General features: G+C 38.3%; 9 protein-coding genes. 6 read left to right on the forward strand and 3 right to left on the reverse strand.

Annotation, left to right across the window (positions count from 1 at the left end; genetic code table 11):
- The first annotated feature begins 214 nt into the window (after window positions 1-214).
- Window positions 215-2,347 carry a 5'-nucleotidase C-terminal domain-containing protein gene (locus MHB65_RS07965; protein WP_342443031.1) on the forward strand — a complete coding sequence of 711 codons (2,133 nt, stop codon included), beginning with the start codon at window positions 215-217 and terminating at the stop codon, window positions 2,345-2,347.
- A 179-nt stretch (window positions 2,348-2,526) separates the two neighbouring features.
- A complete protein-coding gene (gene dinG, locus MHB65_RS07970) occupies window positions 2,527-5,298 on the forward strand; it encodes an ATP-dependent DNA helicase DinG (protein ID WP_342443032.1) in 2,772 nt (923 codons plus the stop codon).
- 598 nt (window positions 5,299-5,896) lie between these two features.
- On the opposite strand, the gene MHB65_RS07975 is transcribed toward dinG, so the two are convergent.
- Window positions 5,897-6,580, reverse strand: a complete 684-nt coding sequence (locus MHB65_RS07975) for a TetR/AcrR family transcriptional regulator (RefSeq protein WP_342443033.1) — start codon at window positions 6,578-6,580, stop codon at window positions 5,897-5,899.
- Between the two features lie 293 nt (window positions 6,581-6,873).
- Between MHB65_RS07975 and MHB65_RS07980 the strand changes: the two genes are divergently transcribed.
- Window positions 6,874-8,907 (forward strand): CocE/NonD family hydrolase, encoded by a 2,034-nt coding sequence (locus MHB65_RS07980; RefSeq protein WP_342443034.1) that lies wholly within the window; start codon window positions 6,874-6,876, stop codon window positions 8,905-8,907.
- 22 nt (window positions 8,908-8,929) lie between these two features.
- Entirely contained in the window at window positions 8,930-10,228 is a 1,299-nt protein-coding gene (locus MHB65_RS07985; protein WP_342443035.1) for an MFS transporter, read from the forward strand.
- A gap of 103 nt (window positions 10,229-10,331) precedes the next feature.
- On the opposite strand, the gene MHB65_RS07990 is transcribed toward MHB65_RS07985, so the two are convergent.
- Window positions 10,332-11,639 carry a winged helix-turn-helix transcriptional regulator gene (locus MHB65_RS07990; protein WP_342443036.1) on the reverse strand — a complete coding sequence of 436 codons (1,308 nt, stop codon included), beginning with the start codon at window positions 11,637-11,639 and terminating at the stop codon, window positions 10,332-10,334.
- Window positions 11,640-11,822: 183 nt separating this feature from the next.
- On the opposite strand from MHB65_RS07990, the gene MHB65_RS07995 reads away from it, so the two are divergent.
- Together MHB65_RS07995 and MHB65_RS08000 are read left to right on the forward strand one after the other, a co-directional pair.
- Window positions 11,823-13,043, forward strand: a complete 1,221-nt coding sequence (locus MHB65_RS07995; RefSeq protein WP_342443037.1) for an MFS transporter — start codon at window positions 11,823-11,825, stop codon at window positions 13,041-13,043.
- A gap of 30 nt (window positions 13,044-13,073) precedes the next feature.
- Window positions 13,074-14,519: a M20 family metallopeptidase gene (locus MHB65_RS08000; protein WP_342443038.1), complete on the forward strand. Its 1,446-nt coding sequence runs from the start codon at window positions 13,074-13,076 to the stop codon at window positions 14,517-14,519.
- A gap of 626 nt (window positions 14,520-15,145) precedes the next feature.
- Here MHB65_RS08000 and MHB65_RS08005 read toward each other — a convergent pair.
- Window positions 15,146-16,966, reverse strand: a complete 1,821-nt coding sequence (locus MHB65_RS08005) for a diguanylate cyclase (RefSeq protein ID WP_342443039.1) — start codon at window positions 16,964-16,966, stop codon at window positions 15,146-15,148.
- Window positions 16,967-17,086: the final 120 nt, after the last annotated feature.

Below are 17,086 nucleotides of genomic sequence, written 5' to 3' on the forward strand. Positions count from 1 at the left end.
AAATTTAATACCAGAGAGGAGGATGGCAAATCATAGCCAATCCTCCTTTTTTACGATTGAATTTGTAATAAAAGCAACTGGTAAAATTTTGCTTTCATTACTATTAAACTAGTTTTTAAAATTATAATTTTACAAATGTTCTAGTATTTTGTGTAATATTTATGTAGAATTTAGTTGTTAGTACATCATTTTACTAGTGGAGGTATCATTTGTCATGGAAAATAAACGTAACAAATTTTTAACAGTTACTGCGGCAGCATTAGCCGTAACAGCGGTAGCGGTAGTACCAGCATCGGCAGCAAGTCCTTTTTCAGATGTAAAGGAAAGTCATGCAGATTTTGAAGGCATTGCTACACTTTATGCAGCAGGGATTATCAGTGGTTACCCAGATGGTACATTCAAACCAGATACAAATGTCACACGTGGACAAGCTGCAAAAATGATTGCAGGCGCATTAAAATTGGATACTAAAGAAGTAGAGGATCCAAAATTTACGGATATTAGTGCATCAAATCCTTATTATGGCTCGATTGCAGCGCTTGTAGGATTAAATGTCATTACAGGCTATGGAGATAATACTTTCCGTCCAAACCAAACTATTACACATGGTGATTTAGCAAAAATCTTAGCATCTATTCCAACATTACCAGAGCTAGAAAGTGCAAAAAATCATGAGGCTAGTGAAAAAGTTACACGTGGACAACTGGCAACGTTCATTGCAGAAGCTCTAACAAAATCAAACCCAGAAACACCAGAGACTCCTGAAACACCAGAAGATGCATTCTCATTATCGATTTTACACGTGAACGATACACATGCTCGTGCAAATGAATTACCTAAATTGGCGACAGCTGTAAAAGAACAAAGAGAAGCAAAGAAAAATGTTTTAACATTACATGCTGGCGATGCATTCAATGGTACTTTATATTTTAATGAATTCCATGGACAAGCAGACCTAGCGCTATTAAATGAAATTGGCTTTGATGCAATGGTATTTGGTAACCATGAATTTGATTTAGGTGCCTCTCCTGAAGGTCATCAAGCATTAGCGGATTTTGTTAAAGGGGCTAAATTCCCATTTGTAGATGCTAATACTGATTTCTCAGCAGATGCTAAATTCACAGGTTTATTTACTGATTTAATTTCAAGTGAGCCTGAAAATGGTAAAATTTATTCTGGTATTGTAAAAGAAATTGATGGAGAAAAAGTAGGTATTTTCGGCTTAACGACTGAGGAAACGGTTGATATTGCTTCTCCTGATAAAGTAACATTTACAAATTATATTGAGGAAGCGAAAAAAGCAGTGGCAGCCTTTGAAGGAATGGGTGTCAACAAAATTATCGCTTTAACACATATTGGCTACAATGATAATCCGAATGTTGATAATGATATTTTACTAGCTAAAAATGTACCAGGCATTGATGTCATTGTTGGTGCACATGATCATACAAAATTAGACGAGCCATTTGTTGTTGATACAAATACAGTAGGTGAAGCAAAGGATGCTACATTAATTGTACAGGCCAATGAGTATGTAAAATACTTAGGTACGCTTGATGTAACATTTGATGGAGATGGTGTAGTTACTGAATATGGTGGCGAGTTAATCGACCTTGGTAAGGTAGCTGAAGACGAGACATTAGTGAAATTACTAGCACCTTATAAAGCAAAAGTAGATGAAGTGAACAACAAAGAAATCGGTGTAACACTAAAAGAAGCTTTAGCTAACCCACGTGCAAGTGAAACAAGTCTTGAAAGTGTGCGTAGTAATGAAACAGCCCTAGGTAATATCATTACAGACGGTATGCTAGCAAAGGCACAAAAATATACTGATAAAACGGTTGTAATGGCATTACAAAATGGCGGTGGTATTCGTGAAGCAATTCCAGCTGGGAATATTACAGTTGGTCAAGTAATTACAGTATTACCATTCGGTAACACTTTAGCATTAATGGATGCAACAGGTGCTGAGCTAAAAGCAGCATTTGAAGTGTCCTTGAAAAATGCACCTAAAGAAAATGGTGGCTTCTTACACATTGCTGGAGCGAAATTACAATATGATTCGTCAAAAGAAGTAGGCTCACGTGTTGTATCTATCGAATATTTAGATAAAGCAACAGGTAAATACGTTGCTATTGAAGATGGTAAAACTTACACAGTAGCTACAAATGCCTATACTGCTAAAGGTGGAGATGGCCTAGATATGTTTGCTAAAGCATATGAAGAAGGTCGTGTTACAGATTTAGGCTTATCTGATTGGGAAAACCTTCAAGAGCAATTACTATCACTTAAAGAAGTGAAAACAACATCAGAAGGTCGTATTGTTGATGTTGCAAAAAAACAATAAGCTTGACATTCTTTAAGTAAACAATCAAGTACTATTCATTTACGCAACCTTAGAGGCTTTCTCTAAGGCTGCGTTTTTTTGTATGGATGCAGTGATTTAACAAAGGGGAGAAAGGATGCCTAGGAGCCAATTATATGATAAAATTCAACTTATCTAATGTGAACTGTGAGTTGAGATGTATGATGGAAAGTCAAAAATATGCAATTGTAGATTTGGAGACAACTGGTCATTCACCAGCCAATGGGGACCGGATGATTCAAATTGCCGTTGTTATTATGAAGGATTGGGAAATTGAGCGTACCTATACTAAGTTCATTAATCCTGGGAAAGCAATTCCAACTTTCATTCAAGATTTAACGCATATAACGAATGAGGATGTAAAGGATGCTTTACCATTTGAAGCGCATGCGGATTACATATATGAGCTACTTGCTGACTGTGTATTTGTCGCACATAATGCAGATTTTGACTTATCCTTTTTACAAGCAGAGTTTAAACGTGCCGGACTTCCGAAATGGCAAGGCAAAAAAATGGATACGGTGGAGCTGGCTAAAATTTTGTTTCCTATGTCTCTCGGTTTTAAGCTAGGGGATTTAGCGGCTGATTTAAATATCGAGCTAGCAAATGCACATCGAGCGGATGACGATGCACGCGCGACAGCAGAGCTATTCAGGCATTGCTGGAAGGAGCTGTTAAGTCTGCCACAGCTAACGCTTGAACAGATGCATAAGCGTTCATTTCGCTTGAAATCAAATATTTCTCAGCTTTTTTTTGAGGCGTTGCAAATTAAACGCCAGCATATTACAGGCCGTGAGAATGTGCATTATTATCGTAATTTTGCGATTGGCAATGGCCGAAATAAGCATGAACATATGACAGAAACGATTCCCTACCCTCAATCAGTAGCTGAGAAAATATCTTTAATGTCAAAGGCAATGCCGAATTTTGAGGAACGTCCTGCACAATTTGACATGATGGACACGATTTGGCAGGCATTCCATGAACAACAGGAGTGCGTGATTGAAGCTTCTACGGGCATTGGTAAAACTGCTGGCTATTTACTCCCTGCGATCTTATTTGCCCGTGCTGTCGATAAAAAGATTGCCATCAGCACTTATACTTCCTATTTACAAGAACAGCTTGTAGAAGAGGAGTTACCAAAGATCGAAAAAATCCTTGGAACAAAAGTGAATTTGTGTGTGCTAAAGGGCATGCAGCATTATATTGATCTCGAACGCTTTGAGCAATGTATGGCACATGCTGATGAATCCTATGATGATACATTTACTATTTTACAAATACTCGTTTGGCTGACAAAAACAGAGACAGGTGTATTGAGCGAGCTCAATGTTTCTGGTGGCGGACAACTATTTTTAGAAAAAATTCGAAAAATACCGAATGACAAGCCTTCAAAGGGTTTTGATTTCTATGAGCAAGCTTTAAAGAACAGTGCAGTTGCTGACTGTATTGTAACGAACCATGCCATGGTGTTAAGTGATTTAGTGCGTCAAACACCACTCTTTACAGAAATAGATGGCTGGATTATTGACGAGGCGCATCAATTTATTCAGGCTGCTATGCAGCAGGATGAAGTGGTCTTCTCCTATACACAGTGGAAGTATATTTTTGGGCAAATTGGCACGATGGAGGACACCGCTCTATTTCAACAATTTTGCCAAGCAGCGAAGAAAAAACAGCGAGTGGCCATGCAAAATTTGCAGCATCTAGACGCACAATTTATACGTTTACAGCGGACATTTGATGAAACCATTCAGAGGGCTGTTCAAAAAATGCAACAGCAAATGAAAGGCAAACAAGCAGGTAGTAAATGCACCTTGTTCTTAGAGGATGTCTCACTTGCGAAAGAATCGTTTGCACAAGTAAGCAAACTAACCCAGCAATGGCTGGATCTCGCTACTAGCATTACGCAGTCATTCGAAAATGCGATTGAGCAGCTAGATAAAAACGATCAATATGTATTATCAGAATGGCAATATTGGATTCGAGAAGTGAAGATAAAAATTGCTGAATGGGACGATATTTTTCTATCACCACAGGAAGGCAATTCTGTTTGGTTAGAATTTGATGTACGGAGTGTTCCTGGTAGTCTCCATGTCTTTAAAAAGCCTGTCAATGTCACGCCGATAATTGAACAAGTATTAGCACCATTACGTCAACAAGCAAGTATTGTTTGGACATCCGGCACATTAACGGTACCAGGCAATGAGCGTTTTGTTACACGCCAGTTAGGTATCGCTGATAATGTCGAAGTCTTGAAACTGCAAGCTCCGCCAGCCTACTATGCTGGAGCAAAGGCATTTATTGTCACCGATATGCCAGATATTCAGCATGTCAGCCAGGAAGAATACATTGAGGCTGTTGCCCATGCAATTACGCGGACTGTTCGAATGACAGAGGGACGTTGCTTTGTGCTCTTTACAGCACAGGATATGCTACGAAAAACAGTCGAGCTTATCCAAGATAGTGAACTTTTAGATGATTACATGCTATTTGCACAAGGTGTAACAGGCGGTAGCCGTATGCGTATTCTAAAATCGTTTCAAAAATTTAGTCATGCCGTTCTTTTTGGTACAAACAGTTTTTGGGAGGGTGTAGATGTTCCAGGGGATGCCCTTGCCTCTGTCATTGTCGTACGATTACCATTCTCTTCACCAGAAGAGCCTGTCTTTAAGGCAAGGGCTAAGCATCTAACTGCTCAAGGGCGCAATTCCTTTACTGAGCTTTCTTTACCAGAAGCCATCATGCGCTTTAAACAGGGCTTTGGTCGATTAATTCGTTCTTCTCAGGATAAGGGCGCCTTTATTGTCCTAGATCGACGAATTACTAGTAAGTCGTATGGGAAAGAATTTATTAAAGCATTGCCACCTATCGATGTAAAGAAATTACAGCTACCCGAATTGTTAAAAGAACTAAATCATTGGCAAAAATAGTAGAAACCCCTTTTAGCATTGCTAGAAGGGGTTTCTTAGTGTTGAAAAACAAAACAGTCAATTGAAAGGTAGAAATGGATTTCCGTTGCAGGCTACTTGCTTTCCTGTGGGCGAGCGCCGAATCGCTTCCTCCGCTACCGCTCCGTTTAGAGTTTTGCCTGTCTCGCTATCCCACGGGAGTCAAGTAGCCTTCCACTTCAACCCACTGACTTTTTTAGCAAAGGCGTTCACTACTCATTTTTTGAGGGGTGTCGTAACGAATCACTTCTCCACATTGAAAATAAGAGCTTATCCCCTCTAAGAATACAAATAATGGGTTATTTGATTGCTATACTAGCATGAAAAAAGTAAAGACACTTTTGCAGCATGGTTGATTGGAGTGGAGCCAGCGTCACTCCTAGGGGATTTAGCGTCACAGAGGAGACCCTGGAGCGAACGTAAGTGAGTGAAGCGGCTCATCGGACGCCCCCTGGAAAGGACGCTGGCGGAACGGAAATCAACCCCTCGCCTTGCAAAGTTGCTTTTTCTGTCGTTGATATCATCTTTTTTCATACATACTAAGCAGTTAAAGAGTGGAAATGTTATATTGCTAGCATGATTATCGTTGCTTGTTTTTATTTTGCTCATCAAAAAGGTTGGCGTTTCGAACAATTTCAGTAATATATTTCATGACGATTTCCGTTGCTTGTTCGGCATCATAACTTTTACGATTATTCAATAGGTTCGTAAACATGCCTTGCCAAATTAATAATGTGATTTCATTGATGGCATCTACATTACCCTCGGTTAAGTAGCCTTCTTTTAAAGCGATCTCTAACATTGAACGTCCTCGTTTTGTCAGACTGTGTTGAAATAAAATGGTCTTTAAATCTTCAGGAATATTGATTAAATCATTGGGGTAAAAATTATAATAGTTTTCCAATAGTGCTTCTGGTGTTTCCCCTAAGTCCATGATAAAGACCGCGTGAAAAATCTGAGGTTGTTTGAAGGAATACTGGCAAAAGCATTCCCATGCCAATAGGTATTTATCAATGGGATCTTTGCCTTTTTCTATGTAGTGAGCAACTTCGTTAGTATATTCTTGCATACATCTCATCGATGCAAAAAATAGAAGATGCGAGATTTCTGAAAAATAATTATAGATGGTTGCACTGTTATAACCAGCTTTATCGGCAACCTTTCGGATCGTAACGTTTTCCAGTCCTTCTTCTTCGATTATTTCCGCAGTGGCGTCTACAAAGTATTTCCACATACGACTCCTTTGTATTTCCTTTTTTTTCAAAGTAATATCCCCCTAACGAACAAATAAGTAATGTAAAATCATTAATTAAATGTATATATTTACCTTATTATAGCTAATTTAAACTTATTATAGCAAAACAATTTTAATTTCCTGCTTCCATTATAGCATTAGCTTTTGTCAATTTCAGAGTTGTGCATTAGATTTTCAGGTGATATACTAATCACAATTATTTTATAATCATGATTACTAAATAATCAAGATTCGGAATAATTAGACGAAGAGGATGTTGGAACAAAGAATCATGTGCTTAGACACAAGGGGAGGATTATGCAATGAGTAAAAAAATTGTGACACAATTTGAGTGTACATATGAAACAATCGAAAACACATGGATCGAATTAGCAGACGGCACAAAGCTTTCTAGTCGTATTTGGCTTCCGACAGTGAAATCAGGAGAGAAAGTACCAGCCATTTTAGAGTATATTCCTTATCGTAAAACAGATGGGACAAGAGCGAGAGATGAACCTATGCACGGTTATTTTGCAGGACATGGCTATGCTGTTGTGCGAGTAGATATGCGCGGTTCAGGTGAGTCAGACGGTTTATTAAAAGATGAATATCTAAAGCAAGAGCAGGATGATGCTCTTGAAGTCATTGAATGGATTGCTAGCCAAAGCTGGTGTGATGGCAATATCGGGATGATGGGGAAATCGTGGGGCGGATTTAATTCTCTACAAGTAGCAGCTCGTCGACCAAAGGCGTTAAAGGCGATTATTACAGTAGGCTTTACAGATGATCGTTATAATAATGATATTCACTATAAGGGCGGTTGTTTATTAAACGATAACTTCTGGTGGGGCGCTATTATGTTAGCCTACCAGCTTCGTCCGATTGATCCACATATTGTTGGCGATAGCTGGCGTGATAAATGGATGGAACGATTAGAAAATATGCCTTTGTGGATGGCACAATGGATGGAGCATCAAACAAGAGACGACTATTGGAAACATGGTTCGGTTTGTGAGAATTATAATGACATAGAAATCCCTGTTTTTGCGTTAGATGGCTGGGAAGATTCTTATACAAACACAGTCTTAAGTTTAATGGAAGGGCTTTCTGTTCCTAGAAAAGGCATCATTGGCCCATGGGCACATGTTTATCCACATGATGGCGTGCCAGGTCCAGCAATGGGCTTTCTGCAAGAAGCTGTGAAATGGTGGGATCATTGGTTAAAAGGAATAGACAATGATGTAATGGATGGACCAATGGTGAATGTCTGGGTAGAAGAAAGCATGGAGCCATCCGTTAAGAAACCAATCAGCAAAGGCTATTGGGTTGGATTAGAATCGTGGCCAACTGCGGAAGCGGTACAAACAAAGGGATATCAACTGACACATGGCAAACTAGTAGAAAATCGCGGCGATCAACAAGAGCAAGTTCTCTTAAAAACTCCTCAAAATCATGGTCTTTTATCAGGTGAATGGATGGGAGCTGGCGTATTAGGAGAAAGTCCAGCAGACCAACGATTAGATGATGGAATGGCAATGGTTTTTGAAACGGATAGGCTAGAGAATGCATTAGAGATTGTGGGCTATCCAAAATTTGAAGTGGAATTAATGAGTGACAAACCACATGCAATGCTGTTTGCACAGCTATCAGATGTAGCGCCTAATGGAGCTGTCACACGTGTATCCTATGGCGTGATGAATTTAACACACTTAAATGGGCATGATCGTGTTGACCTGTTAACACCTGGTGAAAAAGTGAAGGCCTTTGTTCAGTTAGATTGCTGTGGACATCAATTTAAAGCAGGGCATCGTTTACGCTTATCCTTAGCGACAACGTTTTGGCCGATGTTTTGGCCAATGCCGGAAGATGCTACATTGACATTGAATCTTGAAACGGCTACCTTATCATTGCCAACCTTCCATGGTCAGCAAGTAGTAGGACCTAATATGAATCCTGAAAGTGCACCGTTAACACCAATCACAACGCTACAAGAAGGAAGAGTCGATCGTTCTATATCCTATGATATTTTAACTGATACATGGACATGTATTACAGATGGGGTTGGAGGCGTATTTGGTGAAGGTATCTATCGCTTTGATGATATTGATATCACTGTAGAACATAATTTGAAACGAGAATTAACATTAACGAATGCTGATCCACTGTCAGCACAGTATACAATCTATCAAAAGATGAAAATTGGTCGTGAAGGCTGGTGGATTGACGCAGATATAACCGTTACGAAAAAATCTGAACAAGAAAACTTCCAAATTGTTGGGGAAATGGCTATTAAAGAAAATGATAAACAGGTCTTCCATAAGGAATGGGATCAAAAAATTAAACGTCATGGCTTGTAAATAACATATAAGGGGTAAACATATGGAGGCTAAGTTAAAAAAGAATACAGCTACTTTAGTTATTTTAGCTGTTTCAGGTGCATTAATTTACGCATTGCCTTATTTTAGAAACTACTATTATGATGTCTTTCTGGATGCGTTTCATTTAACCAATACACAAATGGGGACACTTGGTAGTGCGTATGGTGTTTGTTGTTTAATTTCCTATATTTTTGGAGGATTTTGTGCAGATCGTTGGAAAACGAAATATTTATTAACCATTTCTTTAGTAGCCACAGGATTATTAGGGTTTACATTATTATTGTATCCACCATATCCTGTCCTTCTATTGATTCATGCTGCTTGGGGAATCACGTCGATTATGACATTCTGGGGAGCATTAGTAAAAGCAGTTCGTTCTTTAGGCTCTGAAAATGAACAAGGAAAAGCTTTTGGATTTTTTGAAGGTGGACGTGGCGTAACCAATATCATTCAATCTGCTGTGATTTTAGGAATCTTTGCTTTTTTTGCGAAACATATGAGTGATAAAATGGCTCTCTCAGCAGTTATTACGGTGTATTCTGTTATTTGTCTTTTGTTGGGCTTCATGATAATGATGCTGTATAAAGATCCTGACCAAGCAACTGTCAGTTCCGAAGACAAGGAAAGCAGTAAATCGTTTGATTGGGCAGTTCTTTGGAAAGTGTTGAAGATGCCAACTACTTGGCTTGCAACGATCCTTATCTTTACGTCCTATGCGATGATTATTAGCTATTATTACATCACACCTTATGCAACAGCCGCATTTGGTGCCTCTACGTTAATTGCTGCAGCTTTGGGTTACTTCTCACAATATTGTCGTCCAATTGGTAGTTTTAGTGCAGGAATCATAGGCGATCGCATTGGTGTGTCGAATATGGTGTTAATTGGCTATATTTTATTAGCGCTTGGTTTAGTAGGGCTTATTCTATTGCCAGGCAAAGCTTCTTTAATCCTTATGCTTTTAGTGTTCATTGGGATTATCTATACATCTATGTATGCTTTGCAAGCTATGCATTTTGCGATTCTAGTAGAAGGCGATTATCCTGTAGAATCAACAGGAACTGTTTCCATGCCACTGATGATAATTGGTTATAGTGGTGAAATCTTTATGCCGATTATTGCAGGCGCTTGTTTAGATTACTGGGGTGGCACAGCGGGCTATAAAGTATTCTTCGGTATTTTATTAGGCTTAGCTATTATTGGATTCATTACAGTAGTCATTTGGCAACGTGTAACGAAAGAAAAGCGGCAAGAAATTGCCTTACAGCGAAAGCTTGCGAAGGAACAGGCCCTTACTTAATTTAGTTTCAAAAGGTATGTCCAAAATAAAGGGATACCTTCTTATAAGAAAAAAGATGACCTTGGTTTGAACCGAGGTCATCTTTTTTTACGTTTAGAAGCTATCAAGATTTATTTTTGTGAAAATTTATTTTATAAAACTTTTTTGGTCTTCCTCGAAGTTTCTCATGCTTTTTATAGATTAGTTCGGCAATACCTTTACTTTCTAACTCGTTCAAGATGCGATTAGAGCTTCTGATTGTAATACCTAAATGCTGGGCAATATCTGCGGAAGAAAGTTCATTGGTATTTGTTTTTTCAATGACTGCAAGGATTTTTTGAATGAACAAAATAGAGATATCTAATTTTTCGCTTAGTCGTTGCAGTTCAGGTGTATCTTCTATTTTCTGTAAAACAACTTTTTCCTCTGTATCTAGACTAATAAATTGACCATCTTCTGTAATAATCAAGGATGATATGTCTTGTTGCTGTGCCTCATGATTCGCAGTGTGTGCTTTTTTACGCGCATCATCAATATTTTGTGCAACTCCCCAGCCAAGATGAAGACTAAAAGACAAATGCTCGGATAAAGTATCGATTAATGTATCCTGAGCAAAATTATTAGTGATAAAAAGTAATTCTTTTTGTGAGGTAATGATTTCAAAATGAACACTTTGCTTTTGGATTATCATTGTTAGATGATTTTTTTTACAATATTCCAATAAGGCAGTTTGCAAAAGGCTCTGATTCAGTTCCGCATGTGTATTTTCTTCTTTAGGAATTAATGCATCACTTGTCAATTTACCAATCACCATAATACTTTCAGTCAATTGTTTATGACGTACCTCTAGAATAACCTTTTCAAATATCTCCAAAATCGTTTCAGGTGAAGCAGTAATTAGCTCCGCTTTCACACCTTGCTCGGAAAGTTTATCCAATATATTACTAAAAGCTGTAATGGATAATTCCGCTTTCCCTGAATGGTTTAATTCAATATGCCTCTCTAATAACTCCTCATAAAAATTGTCTGTTATATCTAAATGAATCAGATGTGCCTCTTCGTCTTTAGCGTAGAGTTCCTCAAGCTTAATTAAACCTGTATAGCCACTAAAATCAAACGTTACTTTAGAGAAGTCTAGATTAGGATATTTTCTGCTGATATGAAAGAGCTTTTTATAAAAATCTCGTTCATTGGCCATGTAATAATGAGTGGGAATTTGATAATGTACGTTTGCATTTTGTAGGACTAAATGTGCAAGTCCATTCATCACAATGGCATCGAAAAATAAATAGTTTTCTAAATAGAGTGGCTTTATTTCAGATAGCTTCTTATATGTAAAAAAAGTTAGCTCGCAACGATCTGTTAATTTTTCTTTAACTGGTAAAACATCTTGTAGCGAATTATGCGCCACAATCACACCGATTCGAATCAAAATGAATTCTCCTCCTAGGTTTTTCTATTAGCTCTAGTATATTGGACAGTCACAGTTGATAGCAATATTGAAGTGAATTTTTTGAATTTTGTTGATTTTTTAAATAACTATCGACTATAATCATTTAAGGACAGTCTTAAATATGTCCAAAAATAAAAGAACATTCACAAAGGGGGACTTTTTTTGGAAAAATCAACTGTAAGTAAACAGAAGTACATAATTCTAGGTATTTTGTTTTTTACATGGATCGTAAATTATTTAGATAAGTTATCTATGAATGTGGCGATTATTCCGATTGCGGAGGAATTTCACTTAAATGAAACACAAGCAGGATTAGTTATTAGTGTTTTTTTCATGAGTTATGCGGTGATGCAATTAGTGGGGGGCTTTCTTTCAGATAAATATGGGGCGAGAAGTATGATTCTCATTTCAGTTGTATTATGGTCCATTTTTACAATCATGACTGGGTTTGCTTGGTCATTCATTTCTCTTATTGCCATCCGCTTATTATTCGGCATTGGAGAAGGAAGTTTTCCTGCAGCGAGTTCGTTAGCCATTGCAGACAATTTTCCGAAAGCAGAGCGCGGTCGGGCAAAGTCAACACTTACTGCCGCTACAACAGTAGGTAGTATGATTTCAGCTATTGTAGCTGCCGCTTTAATCATGTCCATTGGATGGCGAAATTTGTTCTTTATTTTTGGTACACTAGGCTTCTTTTTAACCATTGCGCTTTATTTTTTATTAAAGCCAAATACGCAATATAGGGAAAACACACAGACAGTAAAAACAAAAGTCCCTTTAAAGAAATTACTCAAAATGCCCATGCTGTGGCAGTTAATGCTGATGTATTTTGGCGTAAGTATTGTCAATTGGGGACTCACTTCATGGATGCCTACTTATATGGTAAAAGCGAAACATTTGGATATGGTAGCGATGGGGGCAGTATCGATTATTCCTGCGCTAGCAGCTCTTGTAGCTGTAGTGCTTACAGGTTGGTTAATCGATAAACATGCAGTGGGCAAGGAGAAGTATTTAATAATGGGCGGTGCCTTCATTGCAGGAATTAGTTTATTTTTTATGACAAATGCTTCTTCCATTGTCATGGTCGTGTTATTCCAATCAATCACTACTGCAGGATGCCTATTTGCTACAACAACGATTCTCACATTACCACTTAAATATTTTTCTCATGATGTTATTGGGACAGCAACTGGCTTTATGTATTTCGGAGGTCAAATGGCAGGAGCCATTTCTCCATCTGTCATGGGATTTGTGATTACTTTATTTAATGGCTCTTACTCAGCAGCATTTTTGTTCTTAATGGTGATGATTATTATTCCAATCGTGACAGCTATGACGCTACGTACAAAAAATGAAGCATTAACAAATGTTTCTGTTCAATAATGAAAACATACAACAATGGAGTGATAAAAGATGATGTCTACTTTTCTAGAGGAAATCTCTAAAACTATTGAAGAAAAACGTGAACAATTGATAGATATTAGCAATCAAATTTGGAATTTTGCTGAAATTCGCTTTGAGGAATTTCAATCGGCTGAGCTACTATGTAAGGCTTTAGAAAGTGAGGGCTTTCATGTTGAAAAAGGAGTAGCTGAACTTGAAACAGCCTTTATTGGTAGCTATGGGAGCGGAAAGCCCGTCATAGCCTTCCTTGGAGAATATGATGCATTGTCAGGTTTAAGTCAACAAGCAGGTACTGCCACTAAGAAAGCTATTCAAGAAGGTGGAAATGGACATGGTTGTGGGCACAATCTACTTGGGACAGGATCACTTGCGGCAGCAATAGCTTTACGTGAGCATATGAAAAAGCACAATATTCCAGGTACCATCCGTTATTATGGTTGTCCAGCAGAAGAAGGAGGCTCAGGTAAAACATTGATGGTGCGTGCAGGGCTTTTCGATGATGTAGATTTCGCCTTATGCTGGCATCCAGCCGATCGAAACTTAATGATGTGTACAAGCTCCTTAGCTAATATACAAGCATCTTTCAAATTTACAGGACGTTCAGCACATGCTGCTCAAGCGCCTCATTTAGGACGTAGTGCACTAGATGCCGTTGAATTAATGAACGTTGGGGTTAACTATCTTCGAGAGCATATTATTCCTGAAGCACGAGTGCATTATGCTATCACCCATACTGGTGGACTTTCGCCAAATATTGTGCAGGCTGATGCCAGTGTTCTCTATTTAGTACGTGCACCAAAAACAAGTCAAGTAAATGAAATTTATGAGCGTGTCTGTCAAATTGCCGAAGGAGCGGCATTAATGACGGGAACAAAGGTGGAAGTAATCTTTGATAAAGCCTGCTCAAATCTCGTTCCGAATCATACCATGCAGCAGGTGATGTTTGAACAGTTTACACAGTTAGGTACCCCGACGTTTAGCGAAGAGGACTACGAATTTGCTTCTACCATTAGGGAGACACTTTCAGAACAAGAGAAACAGGGGGGAGGACTAGCTGCTATTCCAGCTTATAAAGAATTAATGGCGAAAGAAATAGATTCACCATTATCGACCGTTTTATTCCCTTATTATCAGGCATTTACCAATATTACGATGCCGGGTTCAACGGATGTTGGGGATGTAAGCTGGGTTGTTCCTACTGTACAGTGTACAACGACCTGTCATGCACAGGGAACGCAGCTTCATTCTTGGCAGGCCGTTGCTACGGGCACAACGTCCATTGCTCATAAAGGGATGCTCCACGCAGGAAAAGTAATGGCTGCTACCGCTGCTGCCATGCTTGCTCAACCACAATTAATGGAACAAGCTAAGCAAGAGCTAAAAGAGCGCTTAGGGAATGAGGTTTATCAAAATCCAATTCCTAAAGAAATAAAACCTTTACACAGTAAACAATAGGCATCTTAAATCAATAAGTAAACAAAGACAAAGAGGCGTCACGATAATGACGCCTCTGCATAGTGTTGAAAAACAAAACTAACAATAGAATTTTTGTGAAAGGTGAAAACGGATTTCCGTTGCAGGCTACTTGCTTTCCTGTGGGCGAGCGCCGAATCGCTTCCTCTGCTACCGCTCCGTTTAGTGGCTTGCCTGTCTCGCTATCCCACGGGAGTCAAGTAGCCTTCCACTCCAACCCACAAAAGTGTTACCTTTTTAGCAAAGGTTTTCACATAAAGTGAAGGTGTTCACGACTCTTTATGAAGAGGTGTTGTCACGCATCACTTCTCCACATTGAAAATAAGAGCTTATCCCCTCTAAAAATACAAATAATGGGCTATTTAATCGCTATGCTACTATGAAAAAAGTAAAGACACTTTGCAGAATGGTTGATTGGAGTGGAGCCAGCGTCACTCCTAGGGGATTTAGCGTCACAGAGGAGACCCTGGAGCGAACGGAAGTGAGTGAAGCGGCTCATCGGACGCCCCCTGGAAAGGACGCTGGCGGAACGGAAATCAACCCCTCACCTTGCTAAAAGGTCTTTTTCTACTAATGACATGATCTTTTTTCAACAACATGAAGAGGCGTCACGATAATGACGCCTCTGTTTTTGTCTCGAAATTTGTATCATCCAGTAAAAAATCTACACGATTTCTACCATGGTGTTTGGCCTGATATAAAGCTTTATCACATCTTGATAATAAGGAATGAATTGTATCACCCATCACAAAGCATGTCACACCAAAGCTACTCGTTTTGTGACGAACAACTGGAAATGAATGCTGTTCAAGTAGCTGTCTTAGCTTTTCAGACAGCTGCACAACATCCTTTAAACGAGTATACGGACAAATGACTAAAAACTCTTCACCACCCCATCTACCAACGATATCTCCAGCTCGTACATTATTTTTCAATAGCTCTGCTACATTTTGTAATACGATATCGCCTACCTGATGCCCATATTCATCATTGACGGCTTTAAAGTAATCAATATCTAAAAGAATAATAGAGAGTGGTGTTCCATTTCTTTTAGCTTGTTCCAATTCTTTTTCTAATACATCATCTAGACGTACACGATTTGGAATTTGTGTCAGACGATCCGTGTTAGCTAATGCTTCCAACTTAAGCTTTGCTAATTCAAGCTCTTGAGTGCGTTCTTGAACTTTCTCTTCAAGTTGCTCATTTAACGTTTCTTGCATGATTTGATGTTCTTTCTTAATAATGTTGATTTTATCTCCTAAAGCTAAAGATAAAAAGATCGATTCAAAAATAGCTCCAATGGCCGGAACCTCCTCAAATATACGTGGATGGAACGGGATCACACTTAAAAAGGCTAATGCTTGAACGATAATGGAGCCTAGTAAAACCGTCCAACCAATTAAATAAAATCGAGCCATTTTTTGGCCTTTTACTAAAACGAAAATGCCTGACGACCATAAAAAGATAAAGATAACAACAGCAAAGCTAGTTGTAAAATTATTGGTGATGGACACATCAGGAATGATAAAAGAGGCCATTAAAGAACAGAGTGTGATCCATAAAAGCAATTTCCCTATTTTATGGAACAACGGTAAATATTTTTTTAACTCTAGAAACTGAATGCAAAATAGAAGCATAAATACAAGCAAAAGATTCCCACTGACTGTTAAAGATTTGATAAAGAACACTTGAGGCAACCATGATCCCAATAATTCGATGTCTAATGAATTTAACGTAGCTTGATAGAAAATAAAGCTCAGCATATATAAAACATAGAAGAAATACGCCTTATCTTTTAATGAAAAATATAAAAATAAATTATAAATTAAGAGGGCGGATAAAAAACCATAAAAGATCCCTGTTAAAAATTTATATTCACTAATCTTGTTGGTAAAACTGATTTCAGTATAAAGATAGGATGTTAAACTTAATGGTAAAGCCCCGTCTAACTTCATATAAATTTCACGAACAGCAGGATCATTGATTTGAAATAAATTAGATCGTGAGGGAATCGATTGCTCCCCAAGATTGGCGATTCCTCTTTTTTGCACATCGTAGGTGCCATCTGCTTTCACTACATACATATCAATGCGATCTAATTTATCTGTTACCTCTAGCCAATAGGATTCCTCTTTATTTATTAAAATGTTATCCATGGATAACCGTAACCAAATGGTATCCTTTGTATGCCAGAAGAATGGATATGGATGATTACTAGCCACAAAAGAATGGTCATGGACACCACTTAATAAATCTTCGATGGAGACCTTTTTGGAAGTGTCTCGAAAAATATCATAATGTTGTCCTAAAATAATAGGATCGAGCAGTTCATCCGTTGGGCTCATTGCGCTGACAGGGGGGATCAGGGCGAACATGAATAGGATAAAAAGAATAAAGAAATTTATTTTTCTGATTATTTTGTTTTCCATGAAAGGGCAATTGCTCCTATTCTACAGTTACTAGATTATATGCAAACAACTGGATAGTCTATTATAAGAAAATTATCACAACATTATTATAGACCATAACAGCAAGATTGAGGACGAAAT

Origin of the sequence: Lysinibacillus sp. FSL K6-0075 (genome assembly GCF_038592945.1) — a bacterium.
Lineage (GTDB): Bacteria > Bacillota > Bacilli > Bacillales_A > Planococcaceae > Lysinibacillus > Lysinibacillus fusiformis_F.

What these genes read in the sequence shown, in the direction of transcription:
- MHB65_RS07965 (WP_342443031.1), top strand. Translation starts at nt 215, where the DNA reads ATGGAAAATAAACGTAACAAATTTTTAACAGTTACTGCGGCAGCATTA.
- dinG (WP_342443032.1), top strand. Translation starts at nt 2,527, where the DNA reads ATGATGGAAAGTCAAAAATATGCAATTGTAGATTTGGAGACAACTGGT.
- MHB65_RS07980 (WP_342443034.1), top strand. Translation starts at nt 6,874, where the DNA reads ATGAGTAAAAAAATTGTGACACAATTTGAGTGTACATATGAAACAATC.
- MHB65_RS07985 (WP_342443035.1), top strand. Translation starts at nt 8,930, where the DNA reads ATGGAGGCTAAGTTAAAAAAGAATACAGCTACTTTAGTTATTTTAGCT.
- MHB65_RS08000 (WP_342443038.1), top strand. Translation starts at nt 13,074, where the DNA reads ATGATGTCTACTTTTCTAGAGGAAATCTCTAAAACTATTGAAGAAAAA.
- MHB65_RS08005 (WP_342443039.1), bottom strand. Translation starts at nt 16,966, where the DNA reads ATGGAAAACAAAATAATCAGAAAAATAAATTTCTTTATTCTTTTTATC.